The organism is Tunturiibacter empetritectus (assembly GCF_013410875.1).
Lineage (GTDB): Bacteria > Acidobacteriota > Terriglobia > Terriglobales > Acidobacteriaceae > Edaphobacter > Edaphobacter empetritectus.
Genome location: NZ_JACCCU010000003.1, coordinates 202,535 through 220,323, shown reverse-complemented (window position 1 = coordinate 220,323; position 17,789 = coordinate 202,535). Strand labels below are relative to the sequence as shown.

General features: G+C 58.8%; 16 protein-coding genes. 11 read left to right on the top strand and 5 right to left on the bottom strand.

Annotated features, from left to right (window positions below; all coding sequences use genetic code 11):
• Window positions 1–68: 68 nt before the first annotated feature.
• Together poxB and HDF08_RS18700 are read right to left on the bottom strand one after the other, a co-directional pair.
• Window positions 69–1,805: a ubiquinone-dependent pyruvate dehydrogenase gene (gene poxB / locus HDF08_RS18705; protein WP_179640196.1), complete on the bottom strand. Its 1,737-nt coding sequence runs from the start codon at window positions 1,803–1,805 to the stop codon at window positions 69–71.
• A 21-nt stretch (window positions 1,806–1,826) separates the two neighbouring features.
• Window positions 1,827–2,069: a KTSC domain-containing protein gene (locus tag HDF08_RS18700; RefSeq protein ID WP_218884863.1), complete on the bottom strand. Its 243-nt coding sequence runs from the start codon at window positions 2,067–2,069 to the stop codon at window positions 1,827–1,829.
• A 31-nt stretch (window positions 2,070–2,100) separates the two neighbouring features.
• Between HDF08_RS18700 and HDF08_RS18695 the strand changes: the two genes are divergently transcribed.
• From HDF08_RS18695 to HDF08_RS18675, 5 genes are all read left to right on the top strand, one after another.
• Window positions 2,101–3,021 carry an isoaspartyl peptidase/L-asparaginase gene (locus HDF08_RS18695; RefSeq protein WP_179640610.1) on the top strand — a complete coding sequence of 307 codons (921 nt, stop codon included), beginning with the start codon at window positions 2,101–2,103 and terminating at the stop codon, window positions 3,019–3,021.
• A gap of 90 nt (window positions 3,022–3,111) precedes the next feature.
• Entirely contained in the window at window positions 3,112–3,861 is a 750-nt protein-coding gene (locus HDF08_RS18690; RefSeq protein WP_179640195.1) for an endonuclease III domain-containing protein, read from the top strand.
• A 65-nt stretch (window positions 3,862–3,926) separates the two neighbouring features.
• Entirely contained in the window at window positions 3,927–7,712 is a 3,786-nt protein-coding gene (locus tag HDF08_RS18685; protein WP_179640194.1) for a TonB-dependent receptor, read from the top strand.
• Between the two features lie 144 nt (window positions 7,713–7,856).
• Window positions 7,857–8,252, top strand: coding sequence for a hypothetical protein (locus tag HDF08_RS18680; protein WP_179640193.1), 396 nt, complete (start codon window positions 7,857–7,859; stop codon window positions 8,250–8,252).
• Complete coding sequence (locus HDF08_RS18675) at window positions 8,200–8,889, top strand: hypothetical protein (protein ID WP_179640192.1); 690 nt, start codon at window positions 8,200–8,202, stop codon at window positions 8,887–8,889. The genes HDF08_RS18680 and HDF08_RS18675 overlap by 53 nt, the downstream gene beginning before the upstream one ends.
• Before the next feature lie 8 nt (window positions 8,890–8,897).
• On the opposite strand, the gene HDF08_RS18670 is transcribed toward HDF08_RS18675, so the two are convergent.
• On the bottom strand, window positions 8,898–9,485 hold the full coding sequence (locus tag HDF08_RS18670; RefSeq protein WP_179640191.1) for a hypothetical protein: 588 nt from the start codon (window positions 9,483–9,485) through the stop codon (window positions 8,898–8,900).
• An 88-nt stretch (window positions 9,486–9,573) separates the two neighbouring features.
• Between HDF08_RS18670 and HDF08_RS18665 the strand changes: the two genes are divergently transcribed.
• From HDF08_RS18665 to HDF08_RS18650, 4 genes are all read left to right on the top strand, one after another.
• Window positions 9,574–10,677, top strand: coding sequence for a nucleoside hydrolase (locus HDF08_RS18665; protein WP_257031273.1), 1,104 nt, complete (start codon window positions 9,574–9,576; stop codon window positions 10,675–10,677).
• Between the two features lie 99 nt (window positions 10,678–10,776).
• Window positions 10,777–11,571, top strand: coding sequence for an NIPSNAP family protein (locus HDF08_RS18660; protein WP_179640190.1), 795 nt, complete (start codon window positions 10,777–10,779; stop codon window positions 11,569–11,571).
• A 50-nt stretch (window positions 11,572–11,621) separates the two neighbouring features.
• Window positions 11,622–12,527, top strand: coding sequence for a D-hexose-6-phosphate mutarotase (locus HDF08_RS18655; protein ID WP_179640189.1), 906 nt, complete (start codon window positions 11,622–11,624; stop codon window positions 12,525–12,527).
• Between the two features lie 75 nt (window positions 12,528–12,602).
• Window positions 12,603–13,202, top strand: coding sequence for a Maf family protein (locus HDF08_RS18650; RefSeq protein WP_179640608.1), 600 nt, complete (start codon window positions 12,603–12,605; stop codon window positions 13,200–13,202).
• A gap of 20 nt (window positions 13,203–13,222) precedes the next feature.
• On the opposite strand, the gene HDF08_RS18645 is transcribed toward HDF08_RS18650, so the two are convergent.
• Window positions 13,223–14,359, bottom strand: a complete 1,137-nt coding sequence (locus tag HDF08_RS18645) for a M20 family metallopeptidase (RefSeq protein ID WP_179640188.1) — start codon at window positions 14,357–14,359, stop codon at window positions 13,223–13,225.
• Between the two features lie 153 nt (window positions 14,360–14,512).
• Between HDF08_RS18645 and lpxC the strand changes: the two genes are divergently transcribed.
• Both lpxC and folK read left to right on the top strand, forming a co-directional pair.
• Complete coding sequence (gene lpxC, locus HDF08_RS18640; RefSeq protein WP_179640187.1) at window positions 14,513–15,430, top strand: UDP-3-O-acyl-N-acetylglucosamine deacetylase; 918 nt, start codon at window positions 14,513–14,515, stop codon at window positions 15,428–15,430.
• 96 nt (window positions 15,431–15,526) lie between these two features.
• Window positions 15,527–16,018: a 2-amino-4-hydroxy-6-hydroxymethyldihydropteridine diphosphokinase gene (gene folK, locus HDF08_RS18635; RefSeq protein WP_353070008.1), complete on the top strand. Its 492-nt coding sequence runs from the start codon at window positions 15,527–15,529 to the stop codon at window positions 16,016–16,018.
• Between the two features lie 193 nt (window positions 16,019–16,211).
• Here folK and HDF08_RS18630 read toward each other — a convergent pair whose 3' ends face one another.
• Entirely contained in the window at window positions 16,212–17,786 is a 1,575-nt protein-coding gene (locus HDF08_RS18630) for a vanadium-dependent haloperoxidase (RefSeq protein WP_179640186.1), read from the bottom strand.
• Window positions 17,787–17,789: the final 3 nt, after the last annotated feature.

The following is a 17,789-nucleotide window of genomic DNA, read 5'->3' as shown; positions in this document are numbered from 1 at the left end:
GAACCGAAGGGATATACAAGTCACGAAGTGACCGCACCGCGCGTAGCGGTCCCGGCGGAAAGCCAGCCTTAAGACAGGATTCGCTGGAGGATGTTTGTCTTTGCGAGGTCGATAATCTCGTCGCCGCGTCCGCTGAAGACGCTTTTTGCCATGTAGAGCGAGAAGCCCTTCATCTGGTCGAGACTGATGTGCGGCGGCATGGAGAGCTCCTGTCGATTGACCATCACTTCGATCAGTGCAGGCCCCGGAGTTGCGAGTGCCGTCTTCAGTGCAGATTCGAGGTTGTTCGGTTTATCAACGTGAACTCCGTGTATGCCGATGGAGTTGGCCAGATCGGCGAAGCTGGGGTTGTCGAGGTCGGTGGCATAGTTGACGATGCCTCCGGCCTTCATCTCGAGCTCGACGAAGGCCAGAGCGCCGTTGTTGAAGACGACCATCTTGATGGGGAGCTTGAGCTGGCGGAGGGTGAGGAGGTCGCCGAGCATCATGGCGAGGCCGCCGTCGCCGGAGAGCGTGACGACCTGACGGGTGGGGAAGGCCGTTTGTGCGCCGATGGCTTGCGGGACCGCAGAGGCCATCGATCCGTGGGAGAAGGAGCCGAGGAGGCGGCGGCGGCCGTTCATCGTGAGATATCGGGCGGACCAGACGGTGGGGGTGCCTACATCGCAGGTGAAGATGGCGTCGTCGGCTGCTAACTGGTCGATGAGTTTTGCGACGTACTGCGGGTGGATAGGAGTCTTGTTGTCGTCCGGGCCGGCCAGCTCGTCCAGACCTTCGCGGACTTTTTTGTAGTCCTTTGTCTTGGTGTCAAGGTGGGCGCGATCGGTCTTTGTGGTGAGCAGGGGAAGGAGCGCGGAGAGGGTGTCCTTGATGGAGCCGACGAGACCGAGATCGACCTTGGTGCGCCGCCCGATCTGGTCGCCGCGGAGGTCCACCTGGATGATCTTCGCGTGGCTGGGGAAGAACTGCGGATAGGGGAAGTCGGTGCCGAGCATGAGCAAGACGTCGCAATCTTCCATGGCGTGATATCCGGAGCTGAACCCGAGCAGGCCGGTCATGCCGACGTCGAAGGGATTCTCGTACTCGATGTACTCTTTGCCACGGAGTGCGTGAACGATTGGGGACTTCAAGGCTTCGGCGGTAGCGATCAATTCTTTGTGCGCGCCAATGCAACCGGCGCCGCCGAGGATGGTGACCTTTGCTGCGGAGTTCAGGATCTCTGCGGCATCGCGCAGCTCGTCGTCGTTGGGGCGGATGACGGGGTTTGCGCTTCTGATAGGAACGAGGTTGTGATCGGCGGGGGCTTTGTGGAGGAGGACATCGCCGGGCAGCACGAGGACGGAGACGCCGGAGAGGTTGATGGCGGTGCGCATAGCGATCTCGAGCACGCGGGGCATCTGCTCGGGGATGCCGACCATCTCGCAGTAGTGGCTGCACTCTTTGAAGAGATTTTGCGGATGGGTCTCCTGAAAGTAGTTGGTGCCGATCTCGGTGCTGGGGATGTGGGCGGCAATGGCGAGCACGGGGACACGATTGCGATGGCAGTCGAAGAGGCCGTTGATGAGATGGAGATTGCCAGGGCCACAGCTTGCGGCGCAGACTGCGAGGGAGCCGGTGAGGTGGGCGTCGGCGCCTGCGGCAAATGCGGCGACCTCCTCGTTGCGCACGTGGACCCATTCGATGGTGCCGTCGCGGCGGAGGGAGTCGGTAAATCCGTTGAGCGAGTCGCCCGGGAGGCCGTAGACGCGCTTTACACCAGCGTTCTTCAGGCTTTCTACGATCAGGTCAGCGATTGTCTTTGCCATGGAGCACTCCATTTGTCTGTTTTATGAATCACCTGGTTGATGATGGGAGGACAGTTGACGGTTTGCGATGCGTTCGTAGTGGTATTGCTTTATCTTGAAGACTTCGTTGAGATAGACACCCTTTGATGGCGCTGCGCAAAATGCTGCAAACTCCTCCGGCGGAACGTTGAAGTACCGATAGACACCCCGGTTCCCGCGATAGACGAGGGTGAGGATTCGGCCTTCGTCGTTGTAGGACATGGCGGCGATGACGCTGGAAGGCATTCGGGGGAAGACTCCCGTAGACTTGGATGCGATGAGTGTGAAACCAGTTTTGTTAATTCATGGCGGTGCGTGGGCGATGCCTGACGACGCCATCGCTGCTCACGAAGCCGGTATCGCGAATGCTCTGGTTGCCGGTTATGCTCTGCTGGAACGAGGCGCTGCTGCGGTGGATGCCGTGGAGGCCGCTGTCGCAGTGATGGAGGACGATGACACCTTCGACGCGGGGCGTGGATCGTTTCTGACGCAGGATGGCCGGGTGCAGATGGATGCTCTGCTGATGAACGGGGAGAATCTTCGCACGGGCGGCGTGGCTTGCGTGGAGCGGCTGCGGAATCCGATACGGGCGGCTCGGCTGGTGCTGGATAAGTCGCCGCATGTGTACTTTGTCGGTACCGGGGCGGAGAGGTTCGCGCGGCAGCATGGCATGGCGCTGTGCGACAACATGGAGCTGGTGGTGCCGCGGGAGCGGGAGCGGTTGTATAAGGCTCAAGCTGATGAGCTGGCGGGCCTGCCGGATGAGACCTTTTCAGGAAGTCTTGAGTCGCACGATACGGTGGGCGCGGTGGCGCTCGATGGACATGGAAATATCGCGGCGGGGACGAGTACGGGCGGGACGTTGAATAAGGCGCCGGGGCGGGTGGGGGACTCTTCGCTGATAGGGTGTGGGTGCTATGCGGATAATCTTTCGGCGGCGGTGTCGCTGACGGGGTGGGGCGAGCCGATTATGAAGCTGGTGCTGGGCAAGTGGGCGGTGGATCGTGTGGCGGCTGGAGCCAGCCCTGACGAGGCTGCGCATGCGGCGATCGATTATCTCTTCGATCGGCTGGGCGGGCATGGCGGGATTATTTTGCTGGGACCGGATGGGCGCGTGGGGATGGCGCATAATACGCCGCGGATGGCCTGGGGGCTGCAGACGGCAGCGGGGAGAGAGTTCGGCGTTACTCGCAACTAGTTTGCATTGGATCGCATGCAAGCTGTGGCATCTCTTCCTCGAATCTTCTCTCAAAGGGCTCGTAGCGCCAGGGAATAAAATTACAGGGTGATGCTGGCTGCGCCGCTGTTTACCGATACACGTCTGGAGGAGATTCATCGCCGGTTGCTGGCGCACTACGGCCGGCCACAGGAGCGGGAGGTGTGGGATCCGCTGAAGCAGTTCATCTACTCGATGCTGTCGTCGCGGACGAAGACGGAGATCTCGCTGGAGGTGATCCGTCATCTCGAAGAACGCTTTGGTAGTTGGGAGAATCTTCGCGATGCTTCGCTTCCGGAGATCGAAGATGCGATTCGGGCGGTGACGTTTCCTGAACCGAAGGCGATTAATTTGAAGACCGCGTTGGAGCAGATTACGCGACGCTGCGGATCGCTCTCGCTGGATTTTCTGAAGGGGTACCGCACGGACAAGATTCGCTTGTGGCTGGAGCGCTTTGATGGCGTAGGGGTGAAGACCAGCGCGGCGGTGGTGAACTTCAGTACGTTGCGGCGCCGGGCGATGTGCGTGGATAGCCATCATCTTCGGGTGACACAGCGGCTGGGATTTGTCAGCAAGAGTGCGGATGCGCGGGAGACGGAGAGGCGGTTGATGGAGATGGCTCCGGAGGAGTGGCCGCCGGAGATGCTGGACGAGCACCACTCGTTGATCAAGATTCACGGCCAGCAGCTTTGCACGAAGAACCATCCGAGGTGCGGGGCTTGCCCGCTGCTTGATCTCTGCCCTGCCGGCGCTGGGGGCGGCGAGCCGGCGAGCGGTGTGATGGGAGCCGGGAAGACAAAGTCCACAAAACAAGGTCATTGAGCGGTTGAAGTAGAAGGTGATTGCTCAGATAAAGACGCCCGTGCCGCTTTCCTCTTGCGTACTGAATGGTCATTCATGTAGAACATCGCGTCGTCAAAGTTGTCGCTCAGGCCGTCGCCAACGGGGCTGGGCTGCCGACACAACGGGGAGCAACACGCATGTTCAACTTCAAGTCGCGGCTTTTCTGTTTCACCGCTCTGGCCGCTGTTCTTCTTCTGGTGTTTTTTTTCTCCACTGATCTCGAGGCTCAGAACATCTCCACGGCGCAGCTCAATGGCGCGGTTCATGATCAGACCGGAGCGGTGATTCCGAATGCCGCCGTTTCGATTACGGATGAATCGAAGGGCTTCTCGCGTTCGACCACTACGGATGCACAGGGAAACTATCGGCTTTTGTTGCTGCCTCCAGGGACCTACACGGTGAAAGCGACGGCGACAGGCTTCAACACCTACATCAGCAAGAACGTGATTCTGACGACGGGCGAACAGGCTGAGCTTCCGTTGTCCCTTTCGGTGGGCACGACGCAGATCGTTACGGTGAGTTCAGGCGCGGATATTATCGAAACGCAACGGAGTTCGCAGTCCACGACGGTCGATCAGCTGCGCATCGACAACCTGCCGACGAACGGACGCAACTACATCAACTTCACGCTGACGAACTCGCAGATTGCGCGTGACGCTGCGCCTTCGGTGGGAGCAATCCCGACCTCGGGGCTGAACTTTGGCGGCGTGCGGGCGCGGTCAAACTCGATCAACGTTGACGGCGCGGATGCGGGGGACTACATCTCCGGCGGCACGCGGTCGACGGTCTCGCAGGATGCGGTGCAGGAGTTTCAGATCATCACGAATGGCTTTGCGGCGGAGTACGGCAGGGCTTCGGGCGGCGTGGTAAATATTGTAACTAAATCGGGTACCAATGCGACTCATGCGAGCGCCTTTGGTTTCCTGCGCAATCGCTACATTCAAGCGACGAACCCGTTTTCGACGGTGAATCAGCCGGCGTATACGCGGGTTCAGGCGGGCTTTACCGTTGGCGGCGCGATCGTTCCCGATAAGACGTTTTACTTCTTTTCAACTGAGATTACACGGCGGCAGGAGACAGGCTTTTCCGATATCGGCTCGAACAACTTTGGACTGACGAGCATCGACGTGAGCCGGTTTTATGGGGTTCCGGGCGGCGCGCTTTCGATTCAGGGGACGCCGGAGCAGCAGGCGTTTTTGCAGAACGTTCCGGCGGCGACTCCGGGGATTCAGCAGTATATTGCCCTGGTCGGATCTGGGTCGTCGCTGGCTACGACCGGCCAAAATCCTGCGTTTTTGCAGTCAACGATTGGCCCCCGGAACTTTGTGACCTCGGGCCAGCCGACGCCTGCTTCGTTTACGCCGCTCAACAGCCTGATCGGAAACTTTCCTGTGACGGAGAAGACCGAGGTCTATTCGCTGCGCATCGACCACAAGCTGACGGGCAATCAGCAGCTGGTTTTGCACGCCAGTGTGAGCCCCAGCTATATCACTGGAATCGAGGAGAGTGCGGCTAACCAGAATATAGGCGAGAACTCTTTCTCCCGCACCGCGACACAGAGTCTGCATGATGTCGCGATTGCGGGGCAGCATACGATCCTGATCGGCAACAACAAGGTGAATGAGCTGCGCTTTCAATATGCGCGGCACCCGGTGCGATTCGCCAATACGAACGCGCCTGGCGGTGACAGTGCGGCGGTAAATATTCCGGGTTATGCGTACTTTGGCAAGACTCCGTTTTCGGTCGTGGACCGGATTGAGAATCAGAACCAGCTGCAGGACAACTTTACCTACACGCGCGGCGGCCATACGTTCAAGGCGGGCGTTGATCTTCGCTATATCCCGATCAATCTGCTGCAGGGACAGCTCTATGGCGGGGGTGACTATACCTTCGCTGCTCTGAACGCAACCGATGTTTCGCCACTGTTGGAGGGGTTGCCGGGCTTCTCGCCGGTGCAAGCTTATGGCTTGGGAATTCCACAGTCGTTCGCGCAGGGCATTGGGCAGACGACGTACAAGTACGACCTGAAGACGCTTGGGGGCTTTCTGCAGGACAGCTGGCGCGCTACCAGCAGGTTAACGTTGAACCTCGGAATCCGGTACGACATTGAGGCCTTCCCGACGCAGCTTGCGCTGAACTCCAACACGAATGCGGCTGAGAGGATCTATGGGATTCGCGAAGGCATTCGGCTGCAGGATAGCAACTTCGCTCCCCGCATCGGAGTTGCGTGGGACGTGCGCGGCGATGCGAAGACGGTGGTCCGCGCGAACTACGGGCTGTTCTACGATCGCGCTCCGGGAAATCTTGAGTCGCAGTCGACGAGCTTCAATTCGACCAAGGTGCCGCTGGTGATTCTTGGCGGCGGGTCGCCTTGCAGTGTGGCGAGTCCAAATGCTGCGGCGAGTCCGCTGAATCTGAACGCGACGAATGCGTTTCAGGGATCGCTGGCCAATCCGAACTGCCTGGGCGCGAGTGCTGCGGGGGTCAACTATCTTGCGAGTCAGCAGCGGTTCGATCCCAACAACTCGAACTCCGTCTTCGTCAATCAGAACTTTCTGGCTGCGGGTTTTCCTCTGGCGATTCTTCCCTCGGGGCTGCCTGCGGACCTGCACTATGTGACGCCGTATGTGCAGCAGATGTCGTTTGGAGTGGAGAAGGATCTCGGGCACGATCTATCGCTGAACGTTGCGTTTAATTCGACCGGTGGGCGTCACCTGAACCGTCCGGTCAATGTGAATCCGGTCAATCCACAGCTGCTCGTCGCCAACTGGCGTAATGCGGTGAACGCGGTGAAGGCAGGGACGGCGGCGCCTGGAACTGCCAGCCCTACCTCCAACCCGCTGACGGTCGGAACGGCGGCTGGGGTTAATCCCTGCGGAGTCGGCCCCACGGGACCCTTTGTTACTCCTGCGCTGCTCAACTTCTTTCGCCGGTCGGGGCTCAACACCTCGCTTGCGACCTTTCTTGCGAATCCGAGTGTAGGCGGCGGACAGTGCGTTGCGCTAGCTAGCGAGATTGCTGCCGGGGATGGGCTTGGCGTGGGTATTCCTGTTCCGTTCGGCGATATGTCGCCCAACCTGACGACGGGAACCTCGAGCTATAACGCTCTGAGCGCAAACCTGAGGAAGCGCTTTTCGACGAACTATGAGTTCCTCGTAAGCTACACGTGGTCGCATGCGATTGATGACTCGACCGACGTGGTCTCGACCTCGGATGCTCCGCAGAGCAACTTTGCGCCCAATGCGGAGCGCAGCACCTCGACCTTCGACCAGCGCCATCGCCTGGTGCTGTCGGGGGTTTATAACTCGGGCCATCTTGGCGGCTCGGGATTCTTTCCTGCGGCGTTCTCCGGCGTAACCGTGGCGCCGATCTTTGAGATCTCCTCGGGCCGGCCGTTCAACATCCTGACCGGAAGCGATACAAACTTCGACTTCGATCCGCTGACAGACAGGCCGAACGCGGTCGCGCCTGGCAGTGGGACGACGAGTTGCGGCACGGCGCCGGTGTTGTCCAAATACTCTCCGACGGGGGCGTTCAATCTGCCCTGCTATGCGGATGCGCCTGCAGACGCAGGCCCGGCGAGCAGCTACTTCGCAGGCAATCTCGGCCGCAATGTTGGAGTAAAACCGTACACGGTGTTCACGGATCTGCGAATCGCGAAGGCGTTCACGTTTTCGCATGAGATTGCGCTGCAGGTTACCGCGGATGTCTTCAACCTGATCAACAAGAACAACACGCTTGATGTGAACCTGCTCTACACCGCGGCCGGCACGCCAACCGCCTCGTCCGATCCACGGCAGTTTCAATTCGGAGCGCGTGTCTCTTTCTAGTTGAATCTACAACTCGGCCGCACTATTCGACCTCTAACCCCTTTTCACAAATAGCTCTGCGAGAACCTGCGCAACTTGTCTGAGAAAATAGGGGTTTGGGTCGATGAGGCTTTATCGAATCGAGCAGCCGCAGAGAGGATTCGGATGAGACAGTGGTGCGCCGGACTAACGACGCTTGCAATGCTGGTGTTGGCGATGGGTGGAGTCTGGGCTCGTGCGGACGCGGCGCTGCTGATGGAAGAGCCTTATGGCGAGTTCGGGGCATTCAACCCCACAGGGCATGCCGCGATCTACCTGAACCACATCTGCGCCGAGTCGCCGACGGTGCTGAGGCCGTGTCACGCTGGCGAGCCTGGCGCGGTGATCAGCCGCTATCACAAGATCGACGGCTACGACTGGCTGGCCATTCCGCTGGTTCCTTACCTTTATGCGGTTGAGCATGTAGAAGACGTTCCGAAGACTGCAGATGCGCCACTGGAGGGCGAGGTTGCGCGATCAGTATCGACGCGATCATCTACTGGAGCTGGCACCCGACGTTGAGAAGGGCAAGAAGGTCGGCGAAGCACCGGGGGGCGAGTGGACGCAGCTTGTCGGTGCGTCCTACGATCGCAGGATCTACGGATTTCAGATTCAGACGACTGCGGAAGAAGACGAGGAGTTCATGAACCGGTTCAACGACAGCCGGAATACCGGGCACTTCAACCTGCTGTTTCACAACTGTGCAGACTTCTCGCGGACTTTGCTCGATGTTTACTATCCGCACAGTGTGCATCGAAATATCTTTTCCGATCTTGGGATTACGACGCCGAAGCAGGTGGCGCGATCGCTTACGAAGTACGCCGATCAGCATCCTGATCTGAAGTTCTCCACGTTCATGATTCCGCAGGTGCCGGGCAGCATCAAGCGCAGCCATCCGATCGATGGGGTGTTGGAGGCGGTAGTGAAGTCGAAGAAGTACGTTGTGCCGCTTGCGGTTTTGAATCCGGAGGTTGCGGCTGGGTTTGTGGTGGCCTACCTGACCGACGGGCGTTTCAAAGCTCCGAAAGATGCAGCGGTAGAAGTGATACCCGGGGAACCTACGACGATGAACGGAGCCGCACCTGTACCCGGAGCGGACGAAGCTCGGCGACCGCTGCCCGCGCCAGCAGCGACGCCAGCCCCGACGATTACTCAGTAGCTGACAAGCTAGTTCACCTTCAGATTCGCGTCGGCGTCCATCACCAGCGACTCGCCTTCGACCAGCAGGGAGTGAAGTTTCAGCGAGTCGAGCGAGAGGGCGTAGCCGGTGGTTTCGGTCGAGCGGCTGAGGAGCTGACGCATCAGCACCGCAGCGTTGACCTTCATCTGTGCAGGGACTTTGTGGCTCAGAAAGGGTGCGAGGATGAAGTTCAGCTCCCTGGATTCGCTGAGCTTTTCAATTCGCGCGTCGCGAAAGCCTATGCTCTCTTCTTCGGCTTCGGGGATCAGCGAGACGTCGGTGTCGGTAGTGAGGGAGACGCCGAGGCAGGCGCCGCGGACGGAGGTTCCGAGCTTCGACCTGGCGTGAACCCGGACGACGATGCGGTCCTGCACGAAGGTGACGTGAGGTGATTCGGCGTAGACATAGCAGGGAGAGTTGGCGTCGCCGCGGATGTAGTAGCGCCCCTGCGGACCGTTGAAGAGCTGTGCCCGCAAGGTGCGCTCCAATGCCTGCGCGGACACCTTCACCTCAATCGCCGAGGCAGCTTGAGAGGCAGAGAAGATAAGAGCAAGCGAGAGCACGATTCGGCGCATGTTGTTAAGAGCATAACGGCTGTCGCGCGGGACAGCTCGACGTTTTACCTTTAGCTCTCTTCTAGATGGCTGGTAATCTGTGCTGACCATGAGCCGAAGATCCCCTCTGTTCCGCGTCGTGCTTTTTTGCGCTGCGATCTCGCAGCTTTCCAATGCTCAGGCCAGGCGTATGGTCTTGATCGATCAGGACGGCTCCGGCCCGGGCGGCTCTAACCAGATGGCGATGATGGTGCTGCTGCAGTCACCGCAGGCCGAAGTGCTGGGCATCACGATGGTGAGCGGAAATGCGTGGGAGCCGGAGGAGGTGCAGCATACGCTGCGTATGCTCGAACTGATTCATCGGACGGATGTTCCTGTTGTGCCGGGGGCGATTTTTCCGCTGGTCAGAACCGAGGAAGAATCGAAGATTCAGCAACAGCTTTATGGGACGTTTCCCTGGTACGGGGCTTGGGGCGATCTGACCGCGACGACGAGTCGCCAGCCATACCATGGACCTTACGTTGTTCCAAAGATGGAGGAGGGCGAACCGACGTTGAAGCCTTTGGCGGAGGATGCAGTGCACTTTCTCATCCGGCAGGTTCATGCGCATCCGCATCAGGTCACGATCTACGCCGCTGGCCCGCTCACGAATATTGCGCTTGCGATCTCGATCGATCCTCACTTCGCCGAGCTCACGCAGGGCATCGTGATTATGGGCGGCAGCCTGAGTCCGCAGACGGGCGATCCGGAGTTTGCGAACAATCCCCGGCACGAGTTCAACTTCTGGTTCGATCCGGAGGCCTCCCACATCACGCTTCGCGCGCACTGGCCACGCATCGACCTCACGACAGTCGATATCTCCATCAAGACAGCATTCACCAAAGCGATGCTGGAAGAGATCGCTCGTTCGCCTAACCCAGGTGCGAAGTATCTGGCGGCGTACACGGGCGAGTTCTACTACTTGTGGGACGAGCTTACGGCCGCAGCGTGGCTCGATCCAGCGATCATCACCAAAGAGGAGAAGCTATACGTTGATGTGGACCTGACTCGAGGCCCGTTCTACGGAGACACGCTTTCGTGGACTGCGGCCAACAAGCCTCGACTCGATGTGCAGCTTGTTCACGTCCAGAAAGATCTCGATCTGCCGCGATTCAACAAACTCTTTATCGAACTGATGAAGGGGCCGCCTCAGATTGAATCTTCAGCGAAGTAACTGGGCCTTCCGTTCACACTAACTGGCGAGACTGTCTGTATTCTGTACGAGATATTTCGTCCTGCAGCGGCGCATGTCTGGCCGACAGGGGAGGGCTTGATGGAAAGGCGTGACTTCTTGACCGCATCACTGGCAACCTCGGCGTTTGCACTCGCGAATCAGGTGTCTGCTCAGACCTCATCCGGCAAGCCGCGCGAATACTATGAGATTCGCAGATATCATTTGCAGACCGGACCGCAGATTAAGCTCACCGACAGCTACCTCTCGGACGCGTTGATCCCCGCGCTGAATCGAATGGGCATCGCGCCGGTCGGGGCGTTCCATCTGGACATTGGACCAGAGACGCCGACGCTGTACCTTCTGCTGCCATGCACAAAGCTGGAGGCGCTTGTCTCTACGGAGCTGCAGCTCGTGCACGACGAGCAGTTCATGAAGGCGGCGGAGCCTTTCTGGAGTGCACCTGCGACGGCTCCTGGGTTTCAGCGCATCGAGAGCTCACTTCATATTGCGTTTGAAGGCTGGCCAAAGTTGACTCCGCCGGCCGCAACGGCAGAGCACGGCAAGAGGATCTTTCAACTGCGCACCTACGAAAGTCCCAGTAGCCAGGACCATATCCGCAAGGTCGAGATGTTTCACCACGGAGAGTTCGACATCTTTCAACGTGCAGGATTCAGCCAGGTCTTCTACGGCGATACGTTGATCGGTCCGCGTATGCCGAACCTTACCTACATGCTTAGCTTCTCGGATCTGACGGACCTCAACGTCAAATGGGACAAGTTCCGCACTGATCCTGAGTGGATCAAGTTGAAGGGTTCGCCGCGTTACAACTTTGAAGAGGTCGTGAGTAACATCTCGAATCTGATACTGAGCCCGACGGCTTACTCGCAGATCTAACTGGGGCAACACGGTTCTCTCGTCCTAGGGAGCGCAAGGAAAAGGAAACGATGGATATCAATCAACTGAACGAACACTTCGGCCTGCCGGGCGTGCTCGCATTTCACGCAACGGAAGGCGGCCTGGTGCGCGCCGACATTACGACGCCACATGCGACCGCAACCGTCTACCTGCAAGGCGCTCACCTGACAGCGTGGCAGCCTGCGGGCCATCAGCCTGCGATCTTTACCAGCCGCAAGACCGATCTCAAACCGGGTAAGGCTATTCGCGGCGGAGTGCCGATTGCGTTTCCGTGGTTTGCTGCGCGGCATGATGGCAAGACGGGGCCTTCGCATGGCTTCGCGCGGATTCAGGACTGGACGCTCGCATTTGCCGCGCTGGCCGGAGACGATCTGCACCTTACCTTTACGCTTGGGCCCAACGATCTCAGCCGAAGCCTGGGATACGATCACTTTCGTCTTGCCTATCAGCTCACCATTGGACGCACGCTGACGATGCAGCTGACCGTGGCCAACGATGCCGCTACGCCGCTTGTCTTCGAGGAGGCGCTCCACACCTACTACGCCGTGGGGGACATTCACGAGATTTCGATTGCGGGTCTCGATGGGGTCAGCTATCTCGACAAGGTCGATAACTTTGTAAAGAAGCTACAGCATGGTGACATTACGGTCACGGGCCCGACGGATCGTGTCTATCTGGACACGGCTGCGACCTGCACGTTGAACGACCACACGGGCAAGCGCCGCATCGTCGTGGCGAAGACCGGCTCCACTACTACTGTTGTGTGGAATCCTTGGGAAGAGGGAGCGGCAAAGTTGGCTGATATGGACCCGACGGAGTGGCATGAGTTCGTCGCGATTGAGACGGTGAATGCTGCGGTCGATGCGATTACTCTCGCTCCTGGCGCTACGCACACCATGCAGGCTCGAGTTTCGATAGAAGAGCTTTCTGCGTAATGGAGTCGCTAGGAGGAGGGGTCGCGCGTGGATGATTTTGCAGAACCGGCGCAGTGCCGATAGTCTCATAGCGTGATGCTCATCCTTGCCTCCGCTTCGCCACGTCGTCACGAACTTCTCACACAGGCGGGTCTTACGTTTACTGCGAAGGCTGCCGACCTCGACGAAGATCTGTTGCCGAGCGAAGCCGCTGCCGCTTATGTACAGCGGCTTGCGGAAGAGAAGGCGCAGGCTGTGTGGAACGCTCATAGAGCCTCGGACACGGCTGAAGACCCGCTGGTTGTTCTTGGCGCGGACACCTGTGTTGTTGTCGAGGGACAGATTCTGGGCAAGCCCACAGACAGCGCCGACGCACGCCGCATGCTGGAACTCTTGAGCGGGCGCACTCATGCGGTGTTGACGGGGATCGCGGCTATCACGGCGAAGAAGACGGTTCGGGATCTCGATATCACCCAGGTGACCTTCAACGTCATCACCGACTCGGAGATCGGGCGATATATCTCGAGCGGAGAGCCTCTCGACAAGGCGGGAGCCTATGCGATTCAGGGGTACGCGGCACGGTGGATTCCGCGCATCGAAGGCTGCTACTTCAATGTTGTTGGCCTGCCGATCGCTCGCACGATCACGCTTCTCGCCCAGGCGGAATCGGATACACCAGCTGTAGAGAAGGTCTAGGACGCTCCTACTGTTACTGCTTACTCGATGCTGGCGATCATCGCTGCGAGTAGGGCAGTTCGCGGTACCAGATGTTCGATGATGACAGACTCGTGCGGGGCGTGGGCTCCGTCGCCTACTGCGCCCATGCCGTCGAGTGTTGGTACGCCGAGAGCGGCGGTGAAGTTACCATCGGAGCCTCCGCCGGTGGAGGCTTCCTCAAGGTTGAAGCCAAGTTCGGCGGCAAGGGTGCGGGCCTTTTTGAAGAGCGCAATCGTTCCCGGTTTGCGTTCCATCGGAGGACGGTTGATGCCCCCGGTGATGGTGAGCTTGCAGTGGGGGTCTGAGACTTTCAGTTTGCGGAAGAGCTTGTCGACATAGGCGGCGTCGCTGGCCTTGGCGATGCGGACATCAATCTCGGCGGAGGCGTGCGAAGGGACCACATTGGACCGTGTTCCACCAGCGATCACACCACAATTTACCGTGAGTTTGCGATCGAGATTCGTGAATCCGGAGATGGTTTCGACCAGTTTTGCAAGCTCGAGGATGGCGGAGTGGCCGCGCTCGAAGTCCACCCCACTATGCGCGCCGACTCCTGTAACCTGCACATTATATTGGCCTACGCCTTTACGGGCGGTCTTATAGGCCAGCCCCTGTGCGGGCTCCAGAACGAGGACGGCGGATGATTCTTTAGCCAACTTTTCCGTGATTGGCCGGGAAACAGTGCTCCCTACCTCTTCATCGGTATTCAAAAGTAATATCGTTGGGCGAGATAACTCTAGTTGTTTCAATGCGTTTAGGGCAGCCAGTGCCATTACGACTCCGGCTTTCATGTCCAGGACGCCGGGCCCCCAGAGACGACCTTCTGCATTGCGCCACGGCATCGTCTTGAGAGTGCCGCGCGACCAGACGGTGTCGAGGTGGCCTAAAAGGAGCACCGGTTGCTGCTGGGAGCGCGTTGGGCCGAAGCGGAGCTCCAGGACGTCGCCGAATTGGCGCTGTTTATGGCGTTTGGAGCGAGAGCCGATCATTTGAGCCGATTGCTCAACAAGAGTTACAGCCGCGTTAACTGACTGCGGGTCTTCACTTGGAGATTCCTGCAGCACGAGATCTCGCAGGGTGTCTTCGATCCATCCCTTTTGCTTCTCTACGGCGTTGAGGATCGCTTTGGCTTCCATGGACGGATGTTATAGCAATCAAAAGGATTAGTTGGTCGCCTTCTTGAGGAAAAAAGTAGTCATCCTTAGAGGTAAATGTGGTTTATTTGCCACAGCAGGAAGAGTTCCTTTCGCTATAGTCTCGGTGATGGTTCTATCCGGAGACGCCTACTCGTGGCATTGGAAGCTCACTTTGAGCAGACAATTCGTTCGGAGATAGAGTTCAGCGGTATCGGCTTGCATAGCGGGGCGCCTGTGCTGATGCGCTTGGTCCCGGCGCCGGCTGGATCTGGTATCGTCTTTCGTCGCACGGACTTAGACAACTTCGAGATTGCCGCGATTGGGCGGAATGTCGCTAAAGTTAGCTATGCGACAAGTTTGATGCGGCAGAGCGTTTTGATCTCCACAACCGAACATCTGCTCTCTGCTCTTATCGGCTTTGGCGTGGATAACGTGATCGTCGAGGTGGATAATCTTGAGGTTCCGATCCTGGATGGGAGCTCTTTGCCTTATGTTCAAGCCTTTCATTCTGTGGGGCTTAAACAACAGAGGCGGAAGCGCGAATACCTAAAAATTTTAAAAGAGGTGGAGGTTCGGGACGGATCCAAGTTTATCGGGGTCTATCCGGGGTCGGGGTACCGGATTCAGTATACGATCGACTTCCCGCAACCTATTGGTTATGAGACGTTTAGGGGAGATCTGGCGACTGGCGATTATGTTAAGTTGATTGCTCCGGCGCGTACCTTCGGGTTTAAAGAAGATGAAGCTATGTTGCGGGATATGGGGCTGATTCGTGGGGTTTCGGACGAGAGCGCTATTATTCTTTCGCGGCAAGGTGTTGAAAATGGGCCACTTCGGTTTGACGACGAGTTTGTACGGCATAAGGTGCTGGACCTGATTGGGGATCTGGCGCTGGCGGGGCGCAGAATTCAGGGTCATGTGGTGGCTGAACGGGCTGGACATGCGATGCATACTGCTCTTGTGCAACGACTTATGAGGGATAGATCGGCGTGGGAGCTGGCGCATGGGTATGATGAGGTAGCGGAGCCAGCCAGGGTGATGGGCCAGCTGCAACCAGCCACGGTTTCGTAATTTTGTGGTCAAAACGCGTGGTTTGTTGATGGTGGATTGTGGTGACGGCGTGGTGATTTGGGTGGCTGCTAAACCCGCTTTTCGCGCGGAGCGGGCGTGAAGGCTTTGGCGGCGATCGCATTGGGGTCGAACCTAGAATCGCGCTTCGGGGATCGTGAGGCGAATCTGGAGGAGGCGGTGCGGTTGATCCGGCCGCTGGGTGAGGTGACGGCGGTCTCGTCGTTTTACGATACGGAGCCGGTGGGTTTTTTGGATCAGCCTAGATTTCTGAATGCTGCTTTGCTGCTTGAGACCGAGCTGGACCCGGTTGTTTTGCTGCGGGAGTTGCTGATGGTGGAGCGGACGATGGGAAGGGATCGGGTTAGGTCCGTTGCGAAGGGGCCGCGGGTGATCGATCTTGATCTGCTGCTTTATGTCGATGCGACGGGGCGCGATGTGGTGATGTCGAATGAGGAGCTGGTGCTGCCGCATCCAGAGATGCAGGGGCGGAGGTTTGTGCTGGAGCCGCTGGAGGAGATTGCGCCGGGGATGGTTCATCCGGTGTCAGGGCTGACGGTGCGGGAGATGCTGGACGCGCTTCAAGGGTAGGGATCTCGAGGTGGACTGACGGAGGGTTCGAAGAGAACAGACAACAGCAAAGGCAATATCATCCGTGCTGCTTCGGCTTCACTCCGGCCTTCGGCAGAGAGGAGCCTACTCATTGCGCCGGAAGCCGAGCGATGAATGGGGCACCCGGCTGCGTGGACTTAGCTTCGGGTTTTATGCCTTCTGTCTCTTGTCTTTAGTTTGCTCCGTCGGTCTTTGCGAAGCTGACTGTGTAGTCTCCGATTCTCTTGCCATGATCCATTCCAACGTTGATATCGGAACGATAGTGAATGCCTGCGTAGAGCCTGGACATGGCGGCTTCCTGCATCTGCGCTTGAAAGTAGGTTGCGCCGCTGGGGAAGAGATAGGACAGGACATCGGAGCCTGCGGCGGAGAAGTCGGAGTGGCCCGAGACGTAGGATGGAAAGTTTGGCAGTCCGGTCTGGACCTTGATCGAGGGATCGAGCTGCGAAGGCCGGGGGTTGAAGTAGAAGTACTTCGCATCCCAACAGGCAACGGCGGCGTCATGGAGGGCCATATTGAGCAGCGCGAAGACGCGTGAGGCGCGAACCTCGCTGAAGCTGGCAGCGCTGATGTACGGCTCGGCGATGGCGTCCCAGTGTCCGGGAGGAGTGACGGTGCTGACTCCATCGGCCCACTTGTAGACCGTCGCCTGCTGGTCGCGGGTGAGGCTGTTGACGATGCTTTTTACTTCGGCGGTCTCGGTCTGCATTTGAGCGGATGACGTAGACGGAGGAGGCCCCGGCCGCTCGTTGATGATGTCGGTTGGAGTCATCATCCACGCCTTGACCTTGCCGAAGACGGGCAGCATCGGAGGGCGAGGGGGACCATCCTGGCTGATCCAGGGGATCTCCCCGCGGGCGGTTGCGTTGGCGGCCAGGGACTGCCAGATTGCAGGCGAGCCACCGGCTGCTTTCATTCCGTCGGTGGCGGCGCGGGCAGCGAAGACGGCGGCGACGGCTTTGCCGAGGGCGACTCCGGCGGCGATGTCGCTGGCGGACGCTCTGCCGGAGATGAGGGCGACTTGCTGCTGCTCGGCTGCCTTGGCGTTGATCTCGTCGACCGAGGTGGGGAAGAGGAGTGTGAGGAGTGCGGCGTTGACTCCTGCTTCGACGGCGTCTTCGGAGGGGTAGGAGGGGATGTCGCTGGTCGGCAGCAGGGCCTTGATGCCGGTGTCGGTTTTGAAAGGAGAGGGGCGGTTGTACTGGTACTTGTAGTACCAGGCGGTCTTTAGCGCCTCAAACTGCGCGACCGAGACGTAGCTGTAGGCGCGTGCGGCGTAGGGAGGGTTGCTGAACGGATATTGCGGATTCGCGAATGGATTCGCGGGGTTGGGAACGGGATAGCTTCCGTCCGGATTAGGCGAGGGCGGCAGATCGGAGCGCGCTGCAATCTCGCGCATGATCTGATTCCAACGCAGGACGCCGCCGCTGCTCCAATAAGTGATGGCGGTCTTTTGCGCATCGGTCAGACTGGCCTGTGCGGTCTTGATAGAGGCCAACTCGGACTGATAGCCGGGGTCGCTTACCGGGGCCGGCGCAGCTACAGGGATCTGCGTGGGGCCAGAGAGAACGATCATCTTCCAGGCACCTGCATTGGCGTCGGTGTTCGCCGGAGTGACTGCGGGCAAGGGCTCGGAGCTGGGGATGTCCTTGCTGCAGCTGGAGGTGCTTAGGGCCAGAGCAAGAAAGATTGCGGCTGAGATCGATGTGCGGAGGAGAGGCGTTTTTTTTGTGACGATCGTGGTCATTAT